Below are 19,700 nucleotides of genomic sequence, written 5' to 3'. Positions count from 1 at the left end.
TCTCTAGGCTGATGAAGCGGGATCCGTGAGGACCCGTGGAGGTATGAGAAGTGCGAATGCTGACATGAGTAACGATAAAGGGAGTGAGAGACTCCCTCGCCGAAAGTCCAAGGGTTCCTGCTTAAAGTTAATCTGAGCAGGGTTAGCCGGCCCCTAAGGCGAGGCCGAAAGGCGTAGTCGATGGGAACCACGTTAACAATCGTGGGCCTGGTGGGAAGTGACGGATTGCGTATGTCGTAAGGTCTTGTTGGATTGATCTTGCGGCGAAGCGGTCCCGGGAAATAGCCCCACCGTATAGACCGTACCCGAAACCGACACAGGTGGACTGGTAGAGTATACCAAGGCGCTTGAGAGAACTCTGCTGAAGGAACTCGGCAAATTGCACGCGTAACTTCGGAAGAAGCGTGACCTTGCATCGGGCAACCGGTGTGAGGTGGCACAGACCAGGGGGTAGCGACTGTTTACCAAAAACACAGGGCTCTGCGAAGTCGCAAGACGACGTATAGGGTCTGACGCCTGCCCGGTGCTGGAAGGTTAAGAGGAGGGGTGCAAGCTCTGAATCGAAGCCCCAGTAAACGGCGGCCGTAACTATAACGGTCCTAAGGTAGCGAAATTCCTTGTCGGGTAAGTTCCGACCTGCACGAATGGCGTAACGACTTCCCCGCTGTCTCCAGCAGAGACTCAGTGAAATTGAATTCCTCGTGAAGATGCGAGGTTCCTGCGGTCAGACGGAAAGACCCCGTGCACCTTTACTATAGCTTTACACTGGCATTCGTGTCGGCATGTGTAGGATAGGTGGTAGGCTTTGAAGCGAGGGCGCCAGCCTTCGTGGAGCCACCCTTGAAATACCACCCTTATCGTCATGGATGTCTAACCGCGGCCCGTTATCCGGGTCCGAGACAGTGTATGGTGGGTAGTTTGACTGGGGCGGTCGCCTCCCAAAGAGTAACGGAGGCGCGCGATGGTGGGCTCAGACCGGTCGGAAATCGGTCGTCGAGTGCAATGGCATAAGCCCGCCTGACTGCGAGACAGACAAGTCGAGCAGAGACGAAAGTCGGTCATAGTGATCCGGTGGTCCCGCGTGGAAGGGCCATCGCTCAACGGATAAAAGGTACGCCGGGGATAACAGGCTGATGACCCCCAAGAGTCCATATCGACGGGGTTGTTTGGCACCTCGATGTCGGCTCATCGCATCCTGGGGCTGGAGCAGGTCCCAAGGGTTTGGCTGTTCGCCAATTAAAGCGGTACGTGAGCTGGGTTCAGAACGTCGTGAGACAGTTCGGTCCCTATCTGCCGTGGGTGTAGGAATATTGACAGGATCTGTCCCTAGTACGAGAGGACCGGGATGGACGTATCACTGGTGGACCTGTTATCGCGCCAGCGGTAGTGCAGGGTAGCTATATACGGACGGGATAACCGCTGAAGGCATCTAAGCGGGAAACCCACCTGAAAACGAGTGTTCCCTATCAGGGCCGTGGAAGACGACCACGTCGATAGGCCGGGTGTGGAAGCGTGGCAACACGTGAAGCTTACCGGTACTAATAGCCCGATCGGCTTGATCATTCTCATTCGCCAATGTTCATCAGATGAACGGCAAATCTCTCCAGCTTCTCAAAATCTTGGAATTGGCTGACCTGGTGGTTATAGCGGGGCGGCCGCACCCGATCCCATTCCGAACTCGGCCGTGAAACGCCCCAGCGCCCATGATACTTCGTCTTAAGACGCGGGAAAGTCGGTCGCTGCCAGGTCTGCCAATTCCAAGATCAACCTTCTCTTCATTCGCATCAAAAAGCCCCGCTCGGTTCAAACCGGCGGGGCTTTTGCGCGTCTCAAGCCCAGCCCCCCACGCTCAGCCTCCCCCACGCTTGCCCGGGCGCCAGCACGAGCAAACCTACACACAATCAAACACCGCTCGCCAGATCAAACCACGCGCCGAAAACCCGGTCGGTCAAAACACCGCTCGGCCCTCAATCCTTGCGCCCTGACGTTGCCCCAAAGGCCAAGCAGCGCTCGCGCGCCGCTCCACAAACCCCATAACCCCGGGGCGCAAAGCGCCGACCTTTGCCTCATTCCCGACATTTGTGCTTTCTATCGGCCATGAGGGACAACAAGCGCCGAATTGATTCGGCCGAAACGGGCTGGACCGGGGAACCATGAAGAAGATCGCACTCGCACTCGCTTTGACGGCCGCCTTGGCCGGCTGCACGACGGACCCCTATACGGGAGAGCAGAAGCTCTCCAATACGGCGGGCGGGGCCGGCATCGGCGCCGGCGTCGGCGCGTTGGGCGGATATCTAGTCGGCCGCGCCACTGGGCAGGACGCCGGGCGCGCCGCGCTTCTGGGGGCCGGCATCGGAGCGATCGGCGGTGCCGGCGTTGGCGCCTATATGGACAATCAGGAAGCGGAGCTTCGGCGTCAGCTGCAGGGAACGGGCGTGTCGGTCACGCGCCAGGGCGACCGGATCATCCTCAACATGCCTTCCAACATCACCTTCCCGACCAACGGCGACGCGATCCTGCCAGGATTCTACGACACGCTGAACTCGGTGGCGATCGTGCTTCGCAAGTTCGACAAGACCATCGTCGATGTCGCGGGCCATACCGACAGCCAGGGATCGGACAGCTACAACTTCGCGCTGTCGCAGCGCCGCGCCTCGGCCGTCGCCCAGTATCTCACCAGCCAGGGGCTCAACCCGCAGCGCTTCAACGTCCAGGGCTATGGCGAGAGCGCGCCGATCGCCGACAATTCCAGCGAGGCCGGGCGGGCGCAGAACCGTCGTGTCGAGATTGCGATCTCGCCTCTCCAGGCGGGATAACGGTCGGGCTTATCGTTCCAGAAACGACGAAGGGCGCCGGAAATTCCGGCGCCCTTTGCCGTTCTACCTGTTCGCCGCCGCTCTCGCGGCGCGAGCTCAGCCCTGCTGCTTCTTGAGCAGCTTGCGGTTGACGAGAAGCTCCGCGATCTGGACGGTGTTGAGCGCGGCGCCCTTTCGCAGGTTGTCGGAGACGACCCACATGACGAGGCCGTTGTCGACGGTCTGGTCCTCGCGAATGCGCGAGATGTAGGTGGCGTCCTCGCCCGCTGCCTCGTAGGGGGTGATGTAGCCGCCGTTCTCATGCTTGTCGACGACAAGGCAGCCTGGTGCCTCCCGCAGGATATCGCGCGCCTCGTCGGCGGTGATCGGCTTCTCGAACTCGATGTTCACCGCTTCCGAGTGGCTGATGAAGACCGGGACGCGAACCGCCGTGCAGGAGACCTTGATCTTGGGATCGAGGATCTTCTTGGTTTCCGCCATCACCTTCCACTCTTCCTTGGTGGAGCCGTCTTCCATGAAGACGTCGATGTGGGGGATGACGTTGAAGGCGATGCGCTTCGTGAACTTCTTCACCTCGACCGGATCGGCGACGAAGACCGCGCGGCTCTGGGTGAACAGCTCGTCCATGCCCTCCTTGCCGGCGCCGGAGACGGACTGGTAGGTCGAGACGACCACGCGCTTGATGGTCGCGGCCTCGTGCAGGGGCTTCAGCGCCACCACCAGCTGGGCGGTCGAGCAGTTGGGGTTGGCGATGATGTTCTTCTTGGTGAACCCGCTAACGGCGTCCGCATTGACCTCCGGCACGATCAAGGGAACGTCCTGGTCGTAGCGCCAGGCGGAGGAATTATCGATGACGACGCACCCTTGGGCGCCGATCTTCGGTGCCCATTCCTTGGAAACGGAGGCGCCCGCCGACATGACGCAGATGTCGGTGCCCGCGAAGTCGTAGCTGTCGAGAGCCTTCACCTTCAGCGTCTTGTCGCCGAAGGAGACTTCGGTCCCCTGGCTGCGGCGGGAGGCGAGCGCCACCACCTCGTCGGCGGGAAAGCCGCGCTCGTTCAAAATGGCCAGCATTTCGCGGCCGACATTGCCGGTCGCGCCGGCGACAGCAACCTTGTACCCCATGGGAGGACCGTCCTTAGCTCCCCTGATGGACCTTTGGCCACGCGCTCGTCGTCCCGCCCCGGGGGAGACAAGCGGGGCGAGGCGGATCAGGTCGTCGTTTTAATCAGAGAGCGCGCAGACATGGGCCGTCTATGCGGCCGGACGCCGGAAAAGTCAAACCAAGATCGGAAGGACGACGCGCGCAAAGCGCCGCGCTTGCGGCGGCTTCTCGCGGGCCGCCGCGTCTTTGCCGCAAATCGGCAGGCCGCTCAAATGTTAAGGGTTTTTCTGGCCGGGCATTAGCGGGGCGCCGCTTACGCTGCCATCAGCAAGGAGGTATTGCCGATGGCAGTCGACACCATGGTCGGCGAGGTGCGACATTCCGATCTTCCCGATGCGGTCCAGCGAAGGCGGGAGCGCGGATTCTCCGACGAGGAAAGCGATCTCGCGCGATCCCATGCAGAGGCTGAGGCGCTTCGGGCGCGGGAAGAGGCACGCCGGACTCGCGGCGAGCTGGTTCCGGCGGGCGAAAGGGCTCCGCCGGTGCTGCTTCGGCGGCCACGGGCGACGCACAGTCCACCTTACGCGAAGTTCCCAGGACTTTTCCTGGCGGACCTCCCGCTCTCCAATGCCGGTGCGCCGCGCATGGGCGGAGCCCAGGCCGCCGCTGCCTATCGCGAGGTGCTGGACGATGCGCCGGCCTCCATTCGCCAGCCGGGGGTGGAAATTCTGCCGCCGCTGGTGCCGAGGGAGCGCGACTTCGCCAGGGTGAAGCCGGCCGAAACCGGTCGCTCCTCACCCACGAGGAAAGGACCGGCGCAGATCGCCTTTTCTCCAGGAGAGGTGGACGCTGTTCCCTTCGATCCCGCCGCCTTCCTCGCCGCTCAGGGCGAGGAGGACGAGGAGCCGAGCTTCGGAGTGGAGGCGGACGACGACGCGCCGGCCTTCGACCCCGCCGCCTTCCTGGCCGCTCAAAGCGGGGAGGACGAGGCGCCGAGCTTTGCAGCGGAGACGGGCGACGACGAGCCCGCCTTCGACCCCGCCGCGTTCCTTGCCGCTCAAGGCGAGGCGGACGAGGAGCCGAGCTTCGCAGCGGAGACGGACGGCGAAGAGCCGGCCTTCGACCCCGCCGCCTTCCTCGCCGCTCATGCCGAGGAGGACGAGGAGCCGAGCTTCGGGATGGAGACGGACGGCGAAGCGCCGGCCTTCGATCCCGCCGCCTTCCTCGCCGCGCAGGGCGAGGAGGACGGGGAGCCGAGCTTCGGGATAGAGACGGACGACGAAGAGCCCGCCTTCGATCCCGCCGCCTTCCTCGCCGCTCAGGGTGAGGAGGACGAGGAGCCGAGCTTCGAAGCGGAGACGGACGACGACGCGCCGGCCTTCGACCCCGCCGCCTTCCTCGCCGCGCAAGGCGGGGAGGACGAGGAGCTGGATAGCGAAGCCGAGGTCTCCGATTTCGATCCCGAGGCCTTCCTTGCCTCCGTGCGGAAGGATGACGAGGACTGACCTTCGAAGACCACGGGCGGCTTGCGGGCCGCCCGTTTCGTGCTGAGCGAGCAATATCATCGGGCAAAGCGACGCCTCATCGTCGGACGAGGTCCTTGATCGCGTTCCAGGTCGCCGGCGCTGTCTTGGGCGGTCAATGAGAGCTGCATCCCACTCAAAGGAGAGGCTTTCATGCTCAGGCTTTTCGTGGCCGTCGCGGCCTTGCTGTTCGCGGCATCTCTTGTCCAGGCTAGCGAAGTTACCGGCTTCCGGGAAACGGACGTTCTCGGACCTCGGCCGCTTCACGTCTCGCTGTGGTATCCGTCCGAAGGACCGGGAGAAGGCAACACAGTCGGCGAAAATCGCGCCTTCTTCGGCGTGCAAGCCGTCCGGAATGCTCCGCCTACCGAAGCCGGGGCGCGCCCTCTGGCCCTGCTTTCGCATGGCTATGGCGGCAGCTGGCGCAATCTGAACTGGCTGGCGGCCGCGCTTGTGGCTGAGGGCTATGTCGTTGCGGCTCCCGACCATCCGGGCACGACGACGTTCAACAAAGATCCTGCGCAGGCGGCGATGCTCTGGGAGCGACCACACGATCTCAGCCGCGTCATCGATGCCCTGATCGCCGATCCGAGCCTCGCGGGTCCGATCGATATGAGCCGCATCGCGGCAATCGGCCACTCACTGGGGGGATGGACCGTCGCCTCGCTGGCGGGCGCCCGCTTTGACGGGCGTCGTTTCGAAAAGGATTGCGTGAGCCATCCCAATCCCCGAACCTGCGGTCTCCACGACGAACTTGGCCTTGGCAGGCCCGAACTCCAGGATGATCTCTCCGATCCCCGTCTCGGTGCCTTCGTGACCTTGGACCTCGGCTTGGCGCGAGGCTTTTCTCCCGAAAGTCTGGCCGGAATCCATGTGCCGTCTTTGATCTTCGCCGCGGGGATCGATATCGGCGACCTGCCCGCAAAGCTTGAGTCCGGTTATCTCGCCGATCATCTGCCGAAGGCGCTTTCGACCTATGTCGAGGTTCCGGACGCCATGCACTTCAGCTTCATGCAGACGTGCAAGCCCGGCGCCGAGGCACTCATCGAGGAAGAAACCCCCGGAGACGGCATCGTCTGTCGGGACGGGGGAACCCGCAGCCGTGATCAGATCCACCACGAAGTCGCTGATCGGATCATCCAGTTCCTGGCTGCGGCTCTTCCGGCGAAATAGCGACACCGCCGGAACGGCGATAGCCGCTCGGCGTGGTCCCCGTCATTCTCGCGAATTCCCGGTTGAAGTTGGATTTGGTCTGAAATCCGCATTCAAACATGATGGCGGTAATCGCCAGATCGGTTTCCAGCAGAAGACGCGATGCCTCCTTGATGCGGTAGTCGTTCACGGCCTGAGACACATTGCGACCGAGGACGCGATTCACAGCGCCGGAAACCGCGCGAGCTGGCACGCCGAGGCGCCGCGACAGTCGCGTGAGGGTGAGGTCGGGGTCGCGGAAAAGCTGCTTGTCCCGCATGATGGCGTCGAGCGCCTGAATGACCTGGTGGTCGTCCTCGCTCGCTGTCGGTGCTTCATTCGCTGCGTCCCGCTCTATCTCGCTCGCCACGACCGCACGCGGCGAGCCATCATCGCCTTCGTCCGGGACGCTTCCTCCGATAAGGACGATCGTATAGGCGACCAGCGGCAGGGTCAGCAGATTGGCGATACCGACGATCGAGGCGGCGTGACTGCCCTGGTAGACGTTGAAATCGGCGGCGATCAGGAGGTCGATGACGCCGGAGCCGGCGATCAGCCATCCCGCTGCAAGGCTGGCCCTGCGTGCGCAGGCCGCGTCGCTCAGGCGGGCGGCTTCGAGGCTATCCGGTCCCGCCCGCGCCTGACGGATCAGGGCAAATCCGTAACCGAAATAAAGAAGAGCAAGGACGAGATCGATCGGCGACTGCCAATGATGCCAAAGGGCCGAGAGCAGCGCGACCAGGCCGACCGGCAGAAGATGCACGGCTCGCGGTGCGGTCGCAGGTCGGCGGAGGTGGGAAAAGCAGAGCCAGGCGATCGGCGGCAGGAGCGAAGCGACGATCGGCTGGAGAAATCGGATGAAGTCGAGATCGAACGTCCAGCGCAGCCCGACGGTTGTCATCAGGAGTGTGCAGGCGGCGAGAAAAATGACCGCTGGCTGGCGTGTGGCATGCCCCTGGACGAGCATTCGCACCAGGAGAATGGCCAGGAGAAGCGAGATCACGAACGGCAGCGGAATCGCCGGCATCATGCGGCTCCGTCCGGCGGAGCCGCATGAGCCGTGCCGTGAGCTCGGCAGCCCTCGGCGCTTCCTGCCCCCAGAGGCGTGAACCAAGGGGGTGTGGGTTGACCCGTGATCAACCGGCCGCGTCGAGCTTGGCCGCGAAGGCCTTGGCCACGGCGTCGCCCATCATGGCCGTCGAGGCTGTGGCACCGCCGGCCGCGACGTCCGCCGTGCGAACACCCGATTCCAGCACCTCCGCGATCGCCATCTCGAGGGCGTCGGCCTCCCTGATCATCCCAAACGAATAGCGAAGGCCCATGGCGAAGGACGCGATCATGGCGACGGGGTTGGCAATTCCCTGTCCGGCGATGTCGGGGGCCGAGCCGTGGACCGGCTCATAGAGCGCGCGGCGGCTGCCGGTGGCGGCATCCACGGCGCCGAGCGAGGCGGAAGGCAGGATGCCGAGAGAGCCCGTAAGCATCGCCGCGATGTCCGAGAGCAGGTCGCCGAAGAGATTGTCGGTGAGGATGACGTCGAACTGCTTCGGGCGCCGAACGATCTGCATTCCGCCGGCGTCCGCCAGCATGTGGGAGAGGCTCACATCAGCGTATTCGTCGCGATGAACGCGCGTCACCACCTCGTTCCACAGGACGCCCGACTTCATGACGTTGCGCTTTTCCATGGAGGTGACGGCGCCGCGGCGGGTGCGCGCCAGCTCGAAGGCGACGCGGGCGATGCGCTCGATTTCGCTTGTGTCATAGACCTGGGTGTCGATGGCGCGCTTCTGCCCGCCGCCAAGATCGACGATTTCCTTCGGTTCACCGAAATAGACGCCGCCGGTCAGCTCGCGCACGATCAGCATGTCGAGGCCCTCGACGAGCTCGCGCTTCAGCGAGGAGGCGTCAGCGAGAGCCGGATAGCAGATGGCCGGGCGCAGATTGGCGAAGAGCCCGAGGTCCTTGCGCAAGCGCAAGAGCCCCGATTCGGGGCGAACGTCGTAGGGCACCCCGTCCCATTTTGGGCCACCCACCGCCGCCATCAGCACCGCATCGGCCGAAAGGGCGCGCGCCATGTCGTCCTCGGAGATGGCAACGCCGTGAGCGTCGTAGGCGGAGCCGCCGACGAGCCCCTTCTCGATCTCGAAGGGCCGGCCGCGCCTTTCGTTCATCAGCGCAATGATCTTCTCGACCTCGGCCATCACTTCCGGGCCGATGCCGTCGCCGGGGAGGAGAAAGAGCTTGTGGGTGGTCATGGTGCGTCCTCGGATCGTTGATGCCGTCCCGCGTGCTAGCCCCGGCCGGGCGGTCTCGCAAGCCGCAACGATATTGGTGGTAGGCCAATCAGTCGCGGAGGAACCGGCATCCGCCGCCTCTCGTTGAAGCCGCGATCATCCACCTTTGGGAAAACCGATATGATTCGCAGCACACTCGTGGCCGTTGCGACCGGCCTTGCCCTCGCCTCGATGAGCGGGAGCGCGTTCGCCAAGACCGACAAGGCCTTCATCACCGATGCCATCAAGGGCGACAATTCGGAAATGACCCTTGGCAAGATGGCAGCCAGGATGGGGACGAGCGACGGCATCCGCTCGTTTGGCCGTACCCTGGAAACGGATCACGGCAAGGCGAAAAAGGATGCGGTTACGGTCGCCAAGAAACTCGGCGTGAAGCCGCCCTCGGAAATGTCCGACGAGGCTAAGAAGGAGCAGGCCAAGCTCCAGGGCATGTCCGGCGAGGACTTCGACGAGGAGTTCGCCCGCTACATGGTCAAGGACCACAAGAAGGACATCGCGGAGTTCGAGGCCAAGGCCAAGGATGGCAAGGACGCGACGAGCACCCTTGCCGAAAAGACGCTTCCGGCTCTGAGGAAGCATCTTCGGATGGCGCAAAAGCTCGACAAGGAGATGTAGGGACGTCGTCGGACTGCCGCCCAGGAGGGTTGCGACCATCGCGGCCCTCCGGGGCGATTGAAGAGAGAGCGCAGCGCCTGGGTCGTGTCCGCTGCTACCGGCTCTTAACCTTGGATGCGTAAGCTCTTCTTCCGCGCTGGAGTAAAGACGATGGCAATCGGCGGGCCGAACGGCCTCAACAGCTTCCAGATGATCACCGCGCTCAGGCAGGGGATGGCCGTGGACATCCTTCGCGACGGGCGGGCGGTGGCGCGCGCGCGGCCGAAGGACGAGGAACTGAAGGCCAGGAAGGCGCGTGGCGTGTCCGTCGTCGAGCTTTCCTCCGTCGAGGAGGAGCGCGGCGTCGAGGCGGTCGGCCCGGTGGTGCGCCGCGAGCCGCGGCCGGGGCGCGGTTTCGGGCGGCTGCGCTTCGATTCCCTTTACTTCGCCGACCTCTCGGCGACGGCGCTCGACATGCCCACCAAGCTCGACGAGCGCGAGGCCGAGGAAGCCTATCGGGCGGCGTTGCGCGAAATGGGCGGTCGCTGAGAACCGACCTTCGATCTCCGGACGAAAAGAATGCGATTTCTTTCGTTCGGCTTGCCGAGCAACCTCGTTTCTTGTGGTAGAGGCTGGCGCAAGCGAAAAAGCTGTCCTGATCCCGGTGGGCTCAGGCCGTGGCCATGAAACAGACTCCCTCTGCATCATGCGCCCACGACTTGGGTGCCGCCGCGACGGACGCCAGAGCAAGCGGAACGATGCAGCCTCTATCCACCAGCCCCCATGCGGCCTCGACGCCGGCGACCGACCCCGCCGGCCCGCCCATCGTCGATTTCCAGTCCGTCACCAAGCGCTTTCCGGCGACCGGGGAGGGCGCGGGAGATTTCGTTGCCCTTTCCGACGTCGATCTTTCCATCCGCCGCGGCAGCATCACCGGCATCATCGGGCGGTCGGGCGCCGGCAAGTCGACGCTGGTGCGCCTCGTCAACGGCCTGGAGCGGCCGACCAGCGGACGCGTCGTCGTCGATGGAACGGACGTCGCGGCGCTGGACGAGAAGGGCCTGCGCGCCATCCGCCGATCCGTCGGCATGATCTTCCAGCACTTCAACCTGCTTTCCGCGCGCACGGCCTACGGCAATGTCGCGCTGCCGTTGGAGATCGCGGGCGTGCCGGCGGGCGAAATCCGCAAGCGCATTCTGCCGCTGCTCGACCTCGTCGGGCTCTCGGACCGCAGCTCGCTCTATCCGGCCCAGCTTTCGGGCGGGCAGAAGCAGCGCGTCGGCATCGCGCGGGCGCTGGCGACGGAGCCGAAGGTGCTCCTCTCCGACGAGGCGACCTCGGCGCTCGACCCAGAAACGACGCGCCAGGTGTTGGCGCTGCTGAAGCAGGTCAATGCCGATCTCGGCCTCACCGTCCTCCTCATCACCCATGAGATGCAGGTGGTGCGAGAGATCGCCTCGCACGTCGCCGTGCTCGACAAGGGCAGCATCGTCGAGGAAGGCGACACCTATTCGGTGTTCTCGCGCCCCGCGCACGAGACCACGCGCGCCTTCCTGGAGGGCGTCACCGGCGTGCGCCTGCCGGCCTTCGTCACCAGCCGGATGGAGAGCGAGGCGGCGGCGGGGCGCAGCGCCGTGGTCAAGGTCGTCTTCACCGGGCCGACGGCGACCGATCCGGTTCTCGCCCATCTCGGCCGCGACCTCGGCATCGACGTGAACATTCTTGCCGGCGCGGTGGACGAAATCTCGGGAAAGCCTTTCGGAACGCTGGTGGTGGCCATCGACAGGGAGGTGCTGGAGCCTGCCCGGCGCTTCATCGAGGCCCGTGGTCTGACTTGCGAGGTGATGGGCTATGTCCGCTAATCTTCTCTGGCTGATCGCCGCCGCGACACGCGACACGCTTTTCATGGTGGCGGTTTCTGCGCTCATCGGGGTCGCGCTCGGCGGCCCGCTCGGCATATTCCTGGCCACCAGCCGCAAGGGCGAACTCTTTCCCGCCGAGGCGGCGAACCGCATTCTGGGCATGACGGTCAACGCCGTGCGCTCGACGCCGTTCATCATCCTCGTCGTCGCCATCATTCCCTTCACGCGGCTCGTGACCGGCACGTCCATCGGCACGGCGGCGGCCATCGTGCCGCTCACCATCGCCACCATTCCCTTCGTCGCGCGCCTCGTCGAGTCCTCCATCCGCGAGGTTGACCCGGGCCTCGTCGAGGCGGCCCGCGCGATGGGGGCGAGCCCGCTTCAGATCGTCTTCAAGGTGCTGATCCCCGAGGCGAAGCCCTCCATCATCCTCGCCATCACGCTCACCGTCGTCAGCCTCATCGGCTATTCGGCCATGGTCGGCGCGGTCGGCGGCGGCGGACTCGGCGATCTCGGCATCCGCTACGGCTATCAGCGCTTCATGCCGGAAATGATGCTGGCCGTGGTGGTCGTGCTCATCGCTCTCGTCCAGGTGGTCCAGTCCACCGGCGACCTTCTCTCACGCCGCGCCGACAAGCGCGGCCGCAAGAACTGAATCCCAAGAACCGAGCCCCAAGAACTGAACCAATGTCGACAGGAGTGTTTTCCATGCGTTTGACCCAGCTCGTTCTGGCCGCCGGCCTGATCGCCGGCCTCACCGTGTCCGCCAGCGCGGAATCGATCAAAGTGGGGGTGACCCCCGGCGAGCACGCCGAGATCATGGATCTCGTGAAGGAACTGGCCGCCAAGAAGGGCCTCGACATCGAGGTTATCGAGTTCTCCGACTACGTCGTTCCCAACCAGGCGCTGGCCGATGGCGAGCTCGACGCCAACTCCTTCCAGCATCAGCCCTATCTCGATGCGCAGATCGAGGCGCGCGGCTTCGACATCGTTAGCGTCGCCCAGACCATCAACACCCCGATGGGCATCTACTCCCATAAGGTGAAGAGCCTGGACGAGCTGGAGGATGGCGCCTCGGTGGCTATTCCCAATGATCCGACCAATGGCGGGCGTGCGCTCCTCATCCTCGCCGACAAGGGCCTGATCACGCTGAAGGACGGCGTCGGTCTCAAGGCCTCGCCGCTCGATATCACCGCCAACCCGAAGAACATCGACTTCAAGGAGCTGGACGCCGCGCAGCTGCCGCGTTCCCTCGAGGATGTCGATGCGGCGGCGATCAACACCAACTATGCCCTTGAGGCGGGCCTCAACCCGGTGGAAGACGCCATCACCCGCGAGAGCGAGAAGTCGCCCTATTTCAACGTCATCGCCGTGCGCCCTGAAGACAAGGACGCGCCGTGGCTGAAGACGTTGATCGAGACCTATCACAGCCCCGAGGTGAAGAGCTTCATCGAGAGCGAATACAAGGGCTCGGTCGTCACCGCCTGGTAAGGATCGACCGCGAACGAGCATGAATGAGGCCGCCTCGACACCCGTCCAGGCGGCCTTTTCATTTTTGGCGCGCGCTGCTCTATTGCCGCTCCGACAACGTCGGATCAGGAGAAGGCGCATGGACATGAGGGGTTACGAAGCCCGGCAAGATGGCTTCACGGTCAGCACCGATCCCGCGCACCTCGACCGCGATATGATCGCGAATTTTCTCGCCAACGAAGCCTATTGGTCGCCGGGAATCGACCGGGCCACGGTGGAGCGGGCGATCGACGGCTCGCTGACCTTCGGTCTCTACGATACCGAGGGGCGGCAGGTCGGGTTTGCCCGCGTCATCACCGATGCCACCCGCTTCGCCTATCTGTGCGATCTCTTCGTCCTTGCCAGCCACCGGGGCAAGGGCCTCGGCCGCTTCCTGGCCGAGGCCATCCTTGGCCATCCGGAGCTCGCCACCATCGCCAAATGGCTGCTGACGACGGCCGATGCCCACGGGCTTTATGCCCAGCTCGGCTTTCGCGCCCTGGCACGGCCGGACAAGATCATGGAGCGCGTCGCCAAAGGCAGGTAGGGGGCGCCTCAGGCGAAACGGCCGGACGCCTCGATGACCTCGATCTTATAGCCGTCTGGATCGGTGATGAAGAAGAAGCGCGCCATCGGCCGGCCGTCGTGCTTCATCTCCTTGATCTCGCCCGGCGCAAGGCCCGCCTCGATCATCCGGGCGCGCTCGCCGGCAAGGCCCGCGACGGTCAGCGCAAGGTGGCCGTAGCCGGTGCCGAGGTCGTAGGGCTCGCTCCGCCCCGCGTTCACCGTCAGCTCCAGCTCGAAATCACTTTCCGCGTTCTTCAGATAGACAAGCGTGAAGCCGTCAAAGGGATAGCGTCCCGAGACTTCGAGCCCGAAGGCCTTGCGGTAGAAGTCGGTGGAGCGTTCCTCGTCGAGAACGCGCACCATCGAATGAGCCATCTTCGCCATCATTTTTCCCTTCTCCTGGTGTTCATCGGCGCGGTCGGCGAAGACGTCCCTCAACGGGGCTTCGACGTCAAGAAAGCCTTAACCGTTCGAGCCCCATGGGAAGCGCCCTTGAACGGCGCGCGCGTGTCCCGCGCCGCCGTCAGTGTCCCCAACTGTCTGTAATACTTGGATCTGGTGGAGAAGACGCCGTGTTCTCGACGATCAACGAAGCCGTTCAGCGCAACCTCGCCTTGAGCCTGGCGATGGTGATCGCGGTGTTCTTCCTGCGCGCGGGCATCGAATGGCTGGCCACCCGCCGCCGCGATCCTGTCGATCAGCGCCGGCGCGCCTTCGCCATCCGCACGGCCGCCAATGCGCTGCTCGCGGTCTGTCTCCTCAGCCTTTGGATGGACCAGATCCAGAGCGTGATGCTGTCGCTGACGGCGGTCATGGTGGCGCTGGTGGTCGCCACCAAGGAGCTGATCATGTGCATCGCCGGCTCGGCTCTCCGAATCGGCGGGCACCTCTTCAAGGTTGGTGACCGGATCGAGGTGAACGGACTTCACGGAGAGGTGATCGACCACGGCCTGTTCTCGACGACGGTCATGGAGCTGCCGTCCGCCAGCCATGGCCATTGCGGCACGGGCCGCACGCTGATGCTGCCCAACAGCGTGTTCTTGACCAGTGCTGTCCGGGTGGAGGCTCAGCCGCGCCAGTTCGCGCCCCACAGCTTCACCGTGACGCTGGAGCAGCCGGTGCGCGCCGCCGAGGCGCTGAAGCACATGAAGGCGGTGGCTGACGCCGCGCTCGCCGCCGATCTCGACCGCGCGACGCGCTTCCACCGCCTGACTGCCGCCAAGCACGGCACCGAGATCATGGGGCCAGGCGCCGAGGTCAGCCTGTCCACCACGGATTTCGGCAAACTCCAGGTCCACGTCATGCTCTACTGCCTGGTTCAGGACGCCCGGCAGCTGGAGCAGCAGGTCGTGGTGGACTTTCTGACGGCGGTCGAGGAGCATGTCCTGCCGTCGGCTGCGAACCAGGATGTCGACTGGGAGACGATCGGCCGGCATTTGCGCCGCGCCGCGCAGGCCGCGGCGGCGTGATGGCAAGCCGCCGCTGAAGACTGCATTCGGCGCTTCAGGCCCAGGGGCGGGCCTCGGCGAGTTCGGACTCAAAGCCGGAGATCGCCGTTTCCTTTTCCATGGTCAGGCCGATGTCATCGAGCCCGTTCAGCAGGCAGTGCTTGCGGAACGGGTCGATGTCGAAGGTGATCGAGCCGCCGTCGGGGCCGGTGATCGTCTGGGACGCGAGGTCGACCGTGAGGCGGGCGTTGGCGCCGCGCTCGGCATCGTCCATCAGGAGATCGAGCTGCTCCGGCGTCACGCGGATCGGCAGAATGCCGTTCTTGAAGCAGTTGTTGTAGAAGATGTCGGCGAACGACGTGGAGATCACGCAGCGGATGCCGAAGTCGAGCAAGGCCCAGGGCGCGTGCTCACGCGAAGAGCCGCAGCCGAAATTGTCGCCCGCGACGAGAATTTCCGCGCCTTTATAGGCCGGCTTGTTGAGGACGAAGTCGGGGTTATCCGAGCCATCCTCGCGATAGCGCAACTCGGCGAAGAGACCCTTGCCGAGGCCGGTCCGCTTGATGGTCTTCAGATAGTCCTTCGGGATGATCATGTCGGTATCGACATTGACGATGGGAAGCGGCGCGGCGACCCCGGTGAGGGTGGTGAACTTGTCCATGGCGCTTTCTCCTTTCGTCGTCGGGCTTGGCGAACGTCCTGGTTATCAGCTTTCGCGGCGGCGGCAAATGGCGATTGGCCTTGCATGCTTTCACGTGAATCGCCAAACCGGCGGCTCAAGCAGGAAGGAATCACTTCGCCATGAAGCTCTATCGCTTTTTGACCGGCCCCGACGACGCAAACTTTTGCCACAGGGTCACGGCGGCCCTCAACGCCGGCTGGGAACTCTCCGGCTCGCCGAGCTATGCCTATGACGCCGAGGGGAAGGTGATGCGCTGCGGACAGGCGGTCGTGAAGGAGGTCCTCGGCAAGGAATACACGCCCGACATGAAGCTCGGCGAGCAATAGGGCATGCCGCTCCGGCCGGCATGAATTCTGGCCGAAGAGTCTCGCGACCCTTGCGGCATCATGCCGGGGCGTCAGGGATTGTCCGCGGCCTCCTCCAGCGCCTCCATGTTCTCGTCCGACAGGCCGAAATGGTGGCCGATCTCGTGGACGAGGACATGGGTGACGACGGCGCCGAGACTTTCCTCGTTCTCGGCCCAATAGTCGAGGATCGGCCGGCGGTAGAGCAGGATGCGATTGGTCATCTCGCCGGTCTGGGGCATCGATGATGCCCCGTAGGGCCGGCCCTCGAACAGCCCGAGAATGTCGAAAGGCGTGTCGAGCTCCATCTCCTCGATCACCTCGTCGTCGGGAAAATCGGCCACGACGAATCGGATTTCCTGGCACAAGGTCCGAAGTTCCACCGGCAGATTGCCGTAAGCCTCAATGGCCAGGGCTTCGATCTCGTCTAGGCTGGGAGACAGGCGGTGGCTCCAATCGCCACTGTTGTCGATACGGCCCATGGCATGCCCTTCCGGCGGTTGTGCACCTTGTCGATAAGCGCGTGCCGCTCTTCGTGCTTGTTTTGTTGCAGTGCCGACCAGTGCGGTCAAGCGGGCCATGTCTTGCCGATAGCCCGCGCCACCCGCTCGGGATATTTGAAGCGAATCGCTTGTCGCGCAAATTGCCTGACTCGGAATAGGTTCCAATCCCTTCGGACGGATCGCCACGAAAGCACGGGACGTTGCTGCGTTCTCGCCCGAAGACCGCGCGCCCCACACACCATCGCTTGGCAAGAGCCGGGTCGTGGCGAAGAGATCAGGAAAGCCAAACCTCACCTTTCGACCAAACGTGAAAATCGCCCTGGGCGATCAGCCCAGGACGCCGCAACGTCCCAACAATGTCTTTCAAGGTTGTCGCAATCAGGAGGGGCTCGTTGGGCGCCTTCTAGACGACTCTTTCGCTCCCTCAGCCGCTCCCGATGCCTCGTCAGTGATAAGCCGCTGCGCCGTGGCCCGTACGTCAGCCATGGCGGTCAATGCGGTGCCGCTCCGTCGGTGGTTCCATCGAGTCCTCCTCGAAACCAGCCACTTTATCAGTGGCTTGCAAGGATCAGGTTACGCCTCTCGCCCCGCCGGTCAAGCAAAAGATGACGCCTTGATGACGCATTCGTTGCTGCGGCGCCGAAAGGTCGCGTCAAATGCGGGAGCCTTCGCGAGCGCGGAAATGCCAGCCCCGCCCTGGCGGCGTTCTTTGTCCGCGCCCGTTGTCACGAAGGGCCGACTCGGCCATTTCCTTTCGCCATGACCGCTGATTTGCCCACCCGCAAAATCTCGCTTGCCGCAGCCCGGCGCATTGCGCTCGCCGCGCAAGGGTTCGGTATGCCGAGGCCGTCGGCCGCCGTTCCCGACCGCCGGCATCTGAAGCGCGTTCTCTCCCACACCGGGCTTCTTCAGATCGATTCCGTCAGCGTATTGGCGCGCGCCCATTATCTGCCCGTCTTCTCGCGGCTCGGCGCCTATCCGCGCGCCCTTTTGGAGGAGGCGGCGTGGAAAGGATCGCGCCGCATCCTCTTTGAGTATTGGGCGCACGAGGCGTCTCTTCTGCCGGTCGAAACGCAGCCGCTGCTGCGCTGGCGCATGGCGCGCGCGGCGGAGGGAATCGGCATCTATGGCGGGCTCGCCCGCTTCGGCCGCGAGCGCCGCGACTTGATCGACGACGTGCTCGCCGAGATCGAGCGTCGTGGCCCGGTCGGCTCGTCCGACTTCGAGGGAGAGGCCGGCGTGGGCGGCTGGTGGGGGTGGAGTGACACCAAGCGGGCGCTGGAATGGCTGTTCTGGGCGGGGCGTGTGACGACGACGTCGCGCCGGGGCTTCGCGCGGCTCTACGACATTCCTGAGCGCGTGTTGCCGAAGGCGGTGCTCGATGCGCCGACGCCGGAGCCGGCGGAGGCGCATCGGCGACTCCTGGCGATCGCGGCGCGCGCCCATGGCGTCGCGACGGCGAGCGATCTGCGCGACTATTTCCGCCAGTCTCCCGACGATGTGAAGGCGCGGCTGCCGGAGCTGGTGGAGGAAGGCGTTCTCATCCCCGTCGCGGTGGAGGGCTGGCGTCAGCCGGCCTATCTGCACCGCGAGGCGCGCCTGCCGCGCCGGGTCGAGGCGCGGGCCCTCCTCGCCCCGTTCGACCCGCTGATCTTCGAGCGCTCCCGCACCGAGCGGCTGTTCGGCTTCCACTATCGCATCGAGATCTATGTGCCGGCGGACAAGCGCCGCTTCGGCTATTACGTGCTGCCGTTCCTCCTCGGCGAGCGGCTCGTCGCCCGCGTCGATCTCAAGGCGGACCGCAAGACCGGGCTGCTCAAGGTTCTCGCCTCCTATGCCGAGGAGGGCGCACCGCCCGAGACCGCCGAGGCGCTGGCCCTGGAGCTGTCGGATATGGCGCGCTGGCTGGATCTCGGCGCCCTCGCCGTCTTTGCCAAGGGCGATCTGTCGGTAACGCTTGCCGCAGCGGCCGGTGTGGCGTTGGCGCAGCCGATAGAGGAGCCCGCGCCGCCGGCCGGGAAAGCCGACGCGGACGTGGAAGAAGAATGAGCGAAAGAAAGAGAGAGCCATGACCAGCGTGAAGCTTGCGCGTGATTTCGGGCTTGTCTGCGGCGATCTGGTGCCGGGCGAGCTCAACGCCATCACCGACGTTCCGGGGGTGCGCGTCGGCCATCTGACGCAATGGGGCGGGGATCTCCGCACCGGCTTTACCGCCGTTCTGCCGCATGACGGCGACCTGTTTCGCCAGAAGGTGCCGGCCGCCGTCGCGGTCTTCAACGGCTTCGGCAAGAGCGCCGGCCTAATGCAGGTGGAGGAGCTCGGAACAATCGAGACGCCGATTCTTCTCACCAACACCCTTTCTGTGGGCGCGGGCTTTAGCGCTCTCGTCAAACGCGCCATCGCCGCCAACCCGGAGATCGGGCGCAAGACCGGTACGGTGAACCCCGTGGTCTGCGAGTGCAACGATGGGGCGCTCAGCGATATCCAGGCCATGACGCTCGGCGAGACGGAGGCCTTCGCCGCGCTCGATTCCGCCCGAACCGGACGCGTGGAGCAGGGGGCGCTCGGCGCCGGATCGGGCATGAGCGCCTTTGGCTTCAAAGGCGGCATCGGCACCTCATCGCGCAGGCTCTCCCTGGACGGCCGGCGCTTTCATCTCGGCGTGCTGGTGCTCGCCAATTTCGGCCGGAGCGGCGATCTCGTGCTGCCGGACGGCCGGCGCCCGAGACCGCCGAAGACGGGGACAAGCGAGGCCGAGAAGGGGTCGGTCATCATCGTTCTCGCCACGGATCTTCCGGTGGAGACGCGCCAGCTGAAGCGTATCGCGCGGCGAACCGGCGCGGGGCTCGCGCGCCTCGGCGCCTATTGGGGCAATGGCAGCGGCGATCTCGCGATCGCCTTCTCCACCGCGCGGCGCATCGCTCATGACGAAAGCCGGGCGGTCGTGCCGGTCGAGGTGCTCAACGAAAACCGTATCGAGGCGGCCTTCCGCGCCGCGGCCGAGGCGACGCAGGAGGCGGTGCTCAACGCGCTGTGTGCGGCACCCGCCACGACAGGGCGGGACGGGGCCTTCCGCTCATCCCTTGCCGACTGGCTGCGGGACAATCCGCCGCTCTGAGGCTGCCCGCCTTCGATTTGACAGCCCGGATTCCCGCGCGCCATAGCTATGGCTGCCTGGGCGATCGGGAGCGATCGTCCCGCGCCTCGGCCGTGATGACGGGAGCATCGCGGGAGGTGCTCTCGGGGCTTGGCAAGAGCGAGT

Annotated in this window: 19 protein-coding genes and 2 rRNA genes; 15 read left to right on the top strand and 6 right to left on the bottom strand. The window is 64.7% G+C overall.

The features are described from left to right. From B5D38_RS09850 to B5D38_RS09840, 3 genes are all read left to right on the top strand, one after another. Nucleotides 1-1,563 (top strand): 23S ribosomal RNA (locus B5D38_RS09850); the annotation flags it as partial. A gap of 70 nt (nucleotides 1,564-1,633) precedes the next feature. After that, a 5S ribosomal RNA gene (rrf, locus tag B5D38_RS09845) occupies nucleotides 1,634-1,748 on the top strand. A 405-nt stretch (nucleotides 1,749-2,153) separates the two neighbouring features. After that, nucleotides 2,154-2,816, top strand: a complete 663-nt coding sequence (locus B5D38_RS09840; RefSeq protein WP_078708216.1) for a YiaD family glycine zipper/OmpA-like lipoprotein — start codon at nucleotides 2,154-2,156, stop codon at nucleotides 2,814-2,816. A gap of 96 nt (nucleotides 2,817-2,912) precedes the next feature. On the opposite strand, the gene B5D38_RS09835 is transcribed toward B5D38_RS09840, so the two are convergent. Continuing rightward, nucleotides 2,913-3,941: an aspartate-semialdehyde dehydrogenase gene (locus B5D38_RS09835; RefSeq protein WP_078708215.1), complete on the bottom strand. Its 1,029-nt coding sequence runs from the start codon at nucleotides 3,939-3,941 to the stop codon at nucleotides 2,913-2,915. A 324-nt stretch (nucleotides 3,942-4,265) separates the two neighbouring features. Here B5D38_RS09835 and B5D38_RS09830 point away from each other — a divergent pair, with 324 nt between their 5' ends. After that, complete coding sequence (locus B5D38_RS09830) at nucleotides 4,266-5,426, top strand: hypothetical protein (protein WP_078708214.1); 1,161 nt, start codon at nucleotides 4,266-4,268, stop codon at nucleotides 5,424-5,426. Between the two features lie 171 nt (nucleotides 5,427-5,597). Next, entirely contained in the window at nucleotides 5,598-6,617 is a 1,020-nt protein-coding gene (locus B5D38_RS09825) for an alpha/beta hydrolase family protein (protein ID WP_078708213.1), read from the top strand. Here B5D38_RS09825 and B5D38_RS09820 read toward each other — a convergent pair. Beyond that, the gene (locus B5D38_RS09820; RefSeq protein ID WP_207552925.1) at nucleotides 6,580-7,662 is read right to left on the bottom strand and encodes a helix-turn-helix domain-containing protein; all 1,083 of its coding nucleotides are present in this window, start codon (nucleotides 7,660-7,662) and stop codon (nucleotides 6,580-6,582) included. The two genes, B5D38_RS09825 and B5D38_RS09820, sit on opposite strands and share 38 nt — an antisense overlap. 109 nt (nucleotides 7,663-7,771) lie before the next feature. Beyond that, complete coding sequence (leuB, locus tag B5D38_RS09815; RefSeq protein ID WP_078708211.1) at nucleotides 7,772-8,890, bottom strand: 3-isopropylmalate dehydrogenase; 1,119 nt, start codon at nucleotides 8,888-8,890, stop codon at nucleotides 7,772-7,774. Nucleotides 8,891-9,049: 159 nt separating this feature from the next. On the opposite strand from leuB, the gene B5D38_RS09810 reads away from it, so the two are divergent. The 6 genes from B5D38_RS09810 to B5D38_RS09785 all read left to right on the top strand — a co-directional run bounded on the left by B5D38_RS09810 (nucleotide 9,050) and on the right by B5D38_RS09785 (nucleotide 13,441). After that, complete coding sequence (locus tag B5D38_RS09810) at nucleotides 9,050-9,544, top strand: DUF4142 domain-containing protein (protein WP_078708210.1); 495 nt, start codon at nucleotides 9,050-9,052, stop codon at nucleotides 9,542-9,544. Nucleotides 9,545-9,694: 150 nt separating this feature from the next. Further along, complete coding sequence (locus B5D38_RS09805) at nucleotides 9,695-10,072, top strand: hypothetical protein (RefSeq protein WP_078708209.1); 378 nt, start codon at nucleotides 9,695-9,697, stop codon at nucleotides 10,070-10,072. Nucleotides 10,073-10,281: 209 nt separating this feature from the next. Continuing rightward, nucleotides 10,282-11,385, top strand: coding sequence for a methionine ABC transporter ATP-binding protein (locus B5D38_RS09800; RefSeq protein ID WP_078708208.1), 1,104 nt, complete (start codon nucleotides 10,282-10,284; stop codon nucleotides 11,383-11,385). Continuing rightward, nucleotides 11,375-12,040: a methionine ABC transporter permease gene (locus B5D38_RS09795; protein WP_078708207.1), complete on the top strand. Its 666-nt coding sequence runs from the start codon at nucleotides 11,375-11,377 to the stop codon at nucleotides 12,038-12,040. Before B5D38_RS09800 ends, B5D38_RS09795 begins: the two co-directional genes overlap by 11 nt. 59 nt (nucleotides 12,041-12,099) lie before the next feature. Beyond that, a complete protein-coding gene (locus B5D38_RS09790) occupies nucleotides 12,100-12,876 on the top strand; it encodes a MetQ/NlpA family ABC transporter substrate-binding protein (RefSeq protein WP_078708261.1) in 777 nt (258 codons plus the stop codon). 118 nt (nucleotides 12,877-12,994) lie between these two features. Then, nucleotides 12,995-13,441: a GNAT family N-acetyltransferase gene (locus B5D38_RS09785; protein ID WP_078708206.1), complete on the top strand. Its 447-nt coding sequence runs from the start codon at nucleotides 12,995-12,997 to the stop codon at nucleotides 13,439-13,441. Between the two features lie 8 nt (nucleotides 13,442-13,449). On the opposite strand, the gene B5D38_RS09780 is transcribed toward B5D38_RS09785, so the two are convergent. Then, a complete protein-coding gene (locus tag B5D38_RS09780; protein ID WP_078708260.1) occupies nucleotides 13,450-13,845 on the bottom strand; it encodes a VOC family protein in 396 nt (131 codons plus the stop codon). Nucleotides 13,846-14,033: 188 nt separating this feature from the next. On the opposite strand from B5D38_RS09780, the gene B5D38_RS09775 reads away from it, so the two are divergent. Then, nucleotides 14,034-14,930 (top strand): mechanosensitive ion channel family protein, encoded by an 897-nt coding sequence (locus tag B5D38_RS09775; RefSeq protein WP_165690823.1) that lies wholly within the window; start codon nucleotides 14,034-14,036, stop codon nucleotides 14,928-14,930. A gap of 34 nt (nucleotides 14,931-14,964) precedes the next feature. Here the strand turns inward: B5D38_RS09775 and leuD are convergent, their stop codons facing one another. Further along, nucleotides 14,965-15,570: a 3-isopropylmalate dehydratase small subunit gene (leuD, locus tag B5D38_RS09770; protein ID WP_078708204.1), complete on the bottom strand. Its 606-nt coding sequence runs from the start codon at nucleotides 15,568-15,570 to the stop codon at nucleotides 14,965-14,967. Nucleotides 15,571-15,710: 140 nt separating this feature from the next. On the opposite strand from leuD, the gene B5D38_RS09765 reads away from it, so the two are divergent. After that, on the top strand, nucleotides 15,711-15,917 hold the full coding sequence (locus B5D38_RS09765) for a DUF1737 domain-containing protein (protein ID WP_078708203.1): 207 nt from the start codon (nucleotides 15,711-15,713) through the stop codon (nucleotides 15,915-15,917). A gap of 71 nt (nucleotides 15,918-15,988) precedes the next feature. Here the strand turns inward: B5D38_RS09765 and B5D38_RS09760 are convergent, their stop codons facing one another. Further along, nucleotides 15,989-16,417 (bottom strand): metallopeptidase family protein, encoded by a 429-nt coding sequence (locus B5D38_RS09760; RefSeq protein WP_078708202.1) that lies wholly within the window; start codon nucleotides 16,415-16,417, stop codon nucleotides 15,989-15,991. Between the two features lie 858 nt (nucleotides 16,418-17,275). Between B5D38_RS09760 and B5D38_RS09755 the strand changes: the two genes are divergently transcribed. Further along, nucleotides 17,276-18,487 carry a winged helix-turn-helix domain-containing protein gene (locus tag B5D38_RS09755; RefSeq protein ID WP_425349326.1) on the top strand — a complete coding sequence of 404 codons (1,212 nt, stop codon included), beginning with the start codon at nucleotides 17,276-17,278 and terminating at the stop codon, nucleotides 18,485-18,487. 19 nt (nucleotides 18,488-18,506) lie between these two features. Next, on the top strand, nucleotides 18,507-19,556 hold the full coding sequence (locus B5D38_RS09750; RefSeq protein ID WP_078708200.1) for a DmpA family aminopeptidase: 1,050 nt from the start codon (nucleotides 18,507-18,509) through the stop codon (nucleotides 19,554-19,556). Nucleotides 19,557-19,700 lie beyond the last annotated feature (144 nt).

This window comes from Consotaella salsifontis (assembly GCF_900167365.1).
Classification (GTDB): Bacteria; Pseudomonadota; Alphaproteobacteria; order Rhizobiales; family Rhizobiaceae; genus Consotaella; species Consotaella salsifontis.
Note: the sequence above shows the minus strand (reverse complement) of the source record. Positions and strands in the feature narration are given on the sequence as shown.

Bases quoted from the DNA above. Each gene is read 5' to 3' on its own strand.
- B5D38_RS09765 (WP_078708203.1), top strand. From the start codon at position 15,711: ATGAAGCTCTATCGCTTTTTGACCGGCCCCGACGACGCAAACTTTTGC.
- B5D38_RS09820 (WP_207552925.1), bottom strand. From the start codon at position 7,662: ATGCCGGCGATTCCGCTGCCGTTCGTGATCTCGCTTCTCCTGGCCATT.
- B5D38_RS09805 (WP_078708209.1), top strand. From the start codon at position 9,695: ATGGCAATCGGCGGGCCGAACGGCCTCAACAGCTTCCAGATGATCACC.
- B5D38_RS09785 (WP_078708206.1), top strand. From the start codon at position 12,995: ATGGACATGAGGGGTTACGAAGCCCGGCAAGATGGCTTCACGGTCAGC.
- leuB (WP_078708211.1), bottom strand. From the start codon at position 8,890: ATGACCACCCACAAGCTCTTTCTCCTCCCCGGCGACGGCATCGGCCCG.
- B5D38_RS09755 (WP_425349326.1), top strand. From the start codon at position 17,276: ATGCCGAGGCCGTCGGCCGCCGTTCCCGACCGCCGGCATCTGAAGCGC.
- B5D38_RS09750 (WP_078708200.1), top strand. From the start codon at position 18,507: ATGACCAGCGTGAAGCTTGCGCGTGATTTCGGGCTTGTCTGCGGCGAT.
- B5D38_RS09800 (WP_078708208.1), top strand. From the start codon at position 10,282: ATGCAGCCTCTATCCACCAGCCCCCATGCGGCCTCGACGCCGGCGACC.
- leuD (WP_078708204.1), bottom strand. From the start codon at position 15,570: ATGGACAAGTTCACCACCCTCACCGGGGTCGCCGCGCCGCTTCCCATC.
- B5D38_RS09835 (WP_078708215.1), bottom strand. From the start codon at position 3,941: ATGGGGTACAAGGTTGCTGTCGCCGGCGCGACCGGCAATGTCGGCCGC.
- B5D38_RS09810 (WP_078708210.1), top strand. From the start codon at position 9,050: ATGATTCGCAGCACACTCGTGGCCGTTGCGACCGGCCTTGCCCTCGCC.
- B5D38_RS09760 (WP_078708202.1), bottom strand. From the start codon at position 16,417: ATGGGCCGTATCGACAACAGTGGCGATTGGAGCCACCGCCTGTCTCCC.
- B5D38_RS09825 (WP_078708213.1), top strand. From the start codon at position 5,598: ATGCTCAGGCTTTTCGTGGCCGTCGCGGCCTTGCTGTTCGCGGCATCT.
- B5D38_RS09830 (WP_078708214.1), top strand. From the start codon at position 4,266: ATGGCAGTCGACACCATGGTCGGCGAGGTGCGACATTCCGATCTTCCC.
- B5D38_RS09795 (WP_078708207.1), top strand. From the start codon at position 11,375: ATGTCCGCTAATCTTCTCTGGCTGATCGCCGCCGCGACACGCGACACG.
- B5D38_RS09840 (WP_078708216.1), top strand. From the start codon at position 2,154: ATGAAGAAGATCGCACTCGCACTCGCTTTGACGGCCGCCTTGGCCGGC.
- B5D38_RS09780 (WP_078708260.1), bottom strand. From the start codon at position 13,845: ATGGCGAAGATGGCTCATTCGATGGTGCGCGTTCTCGACGAGGAACGC.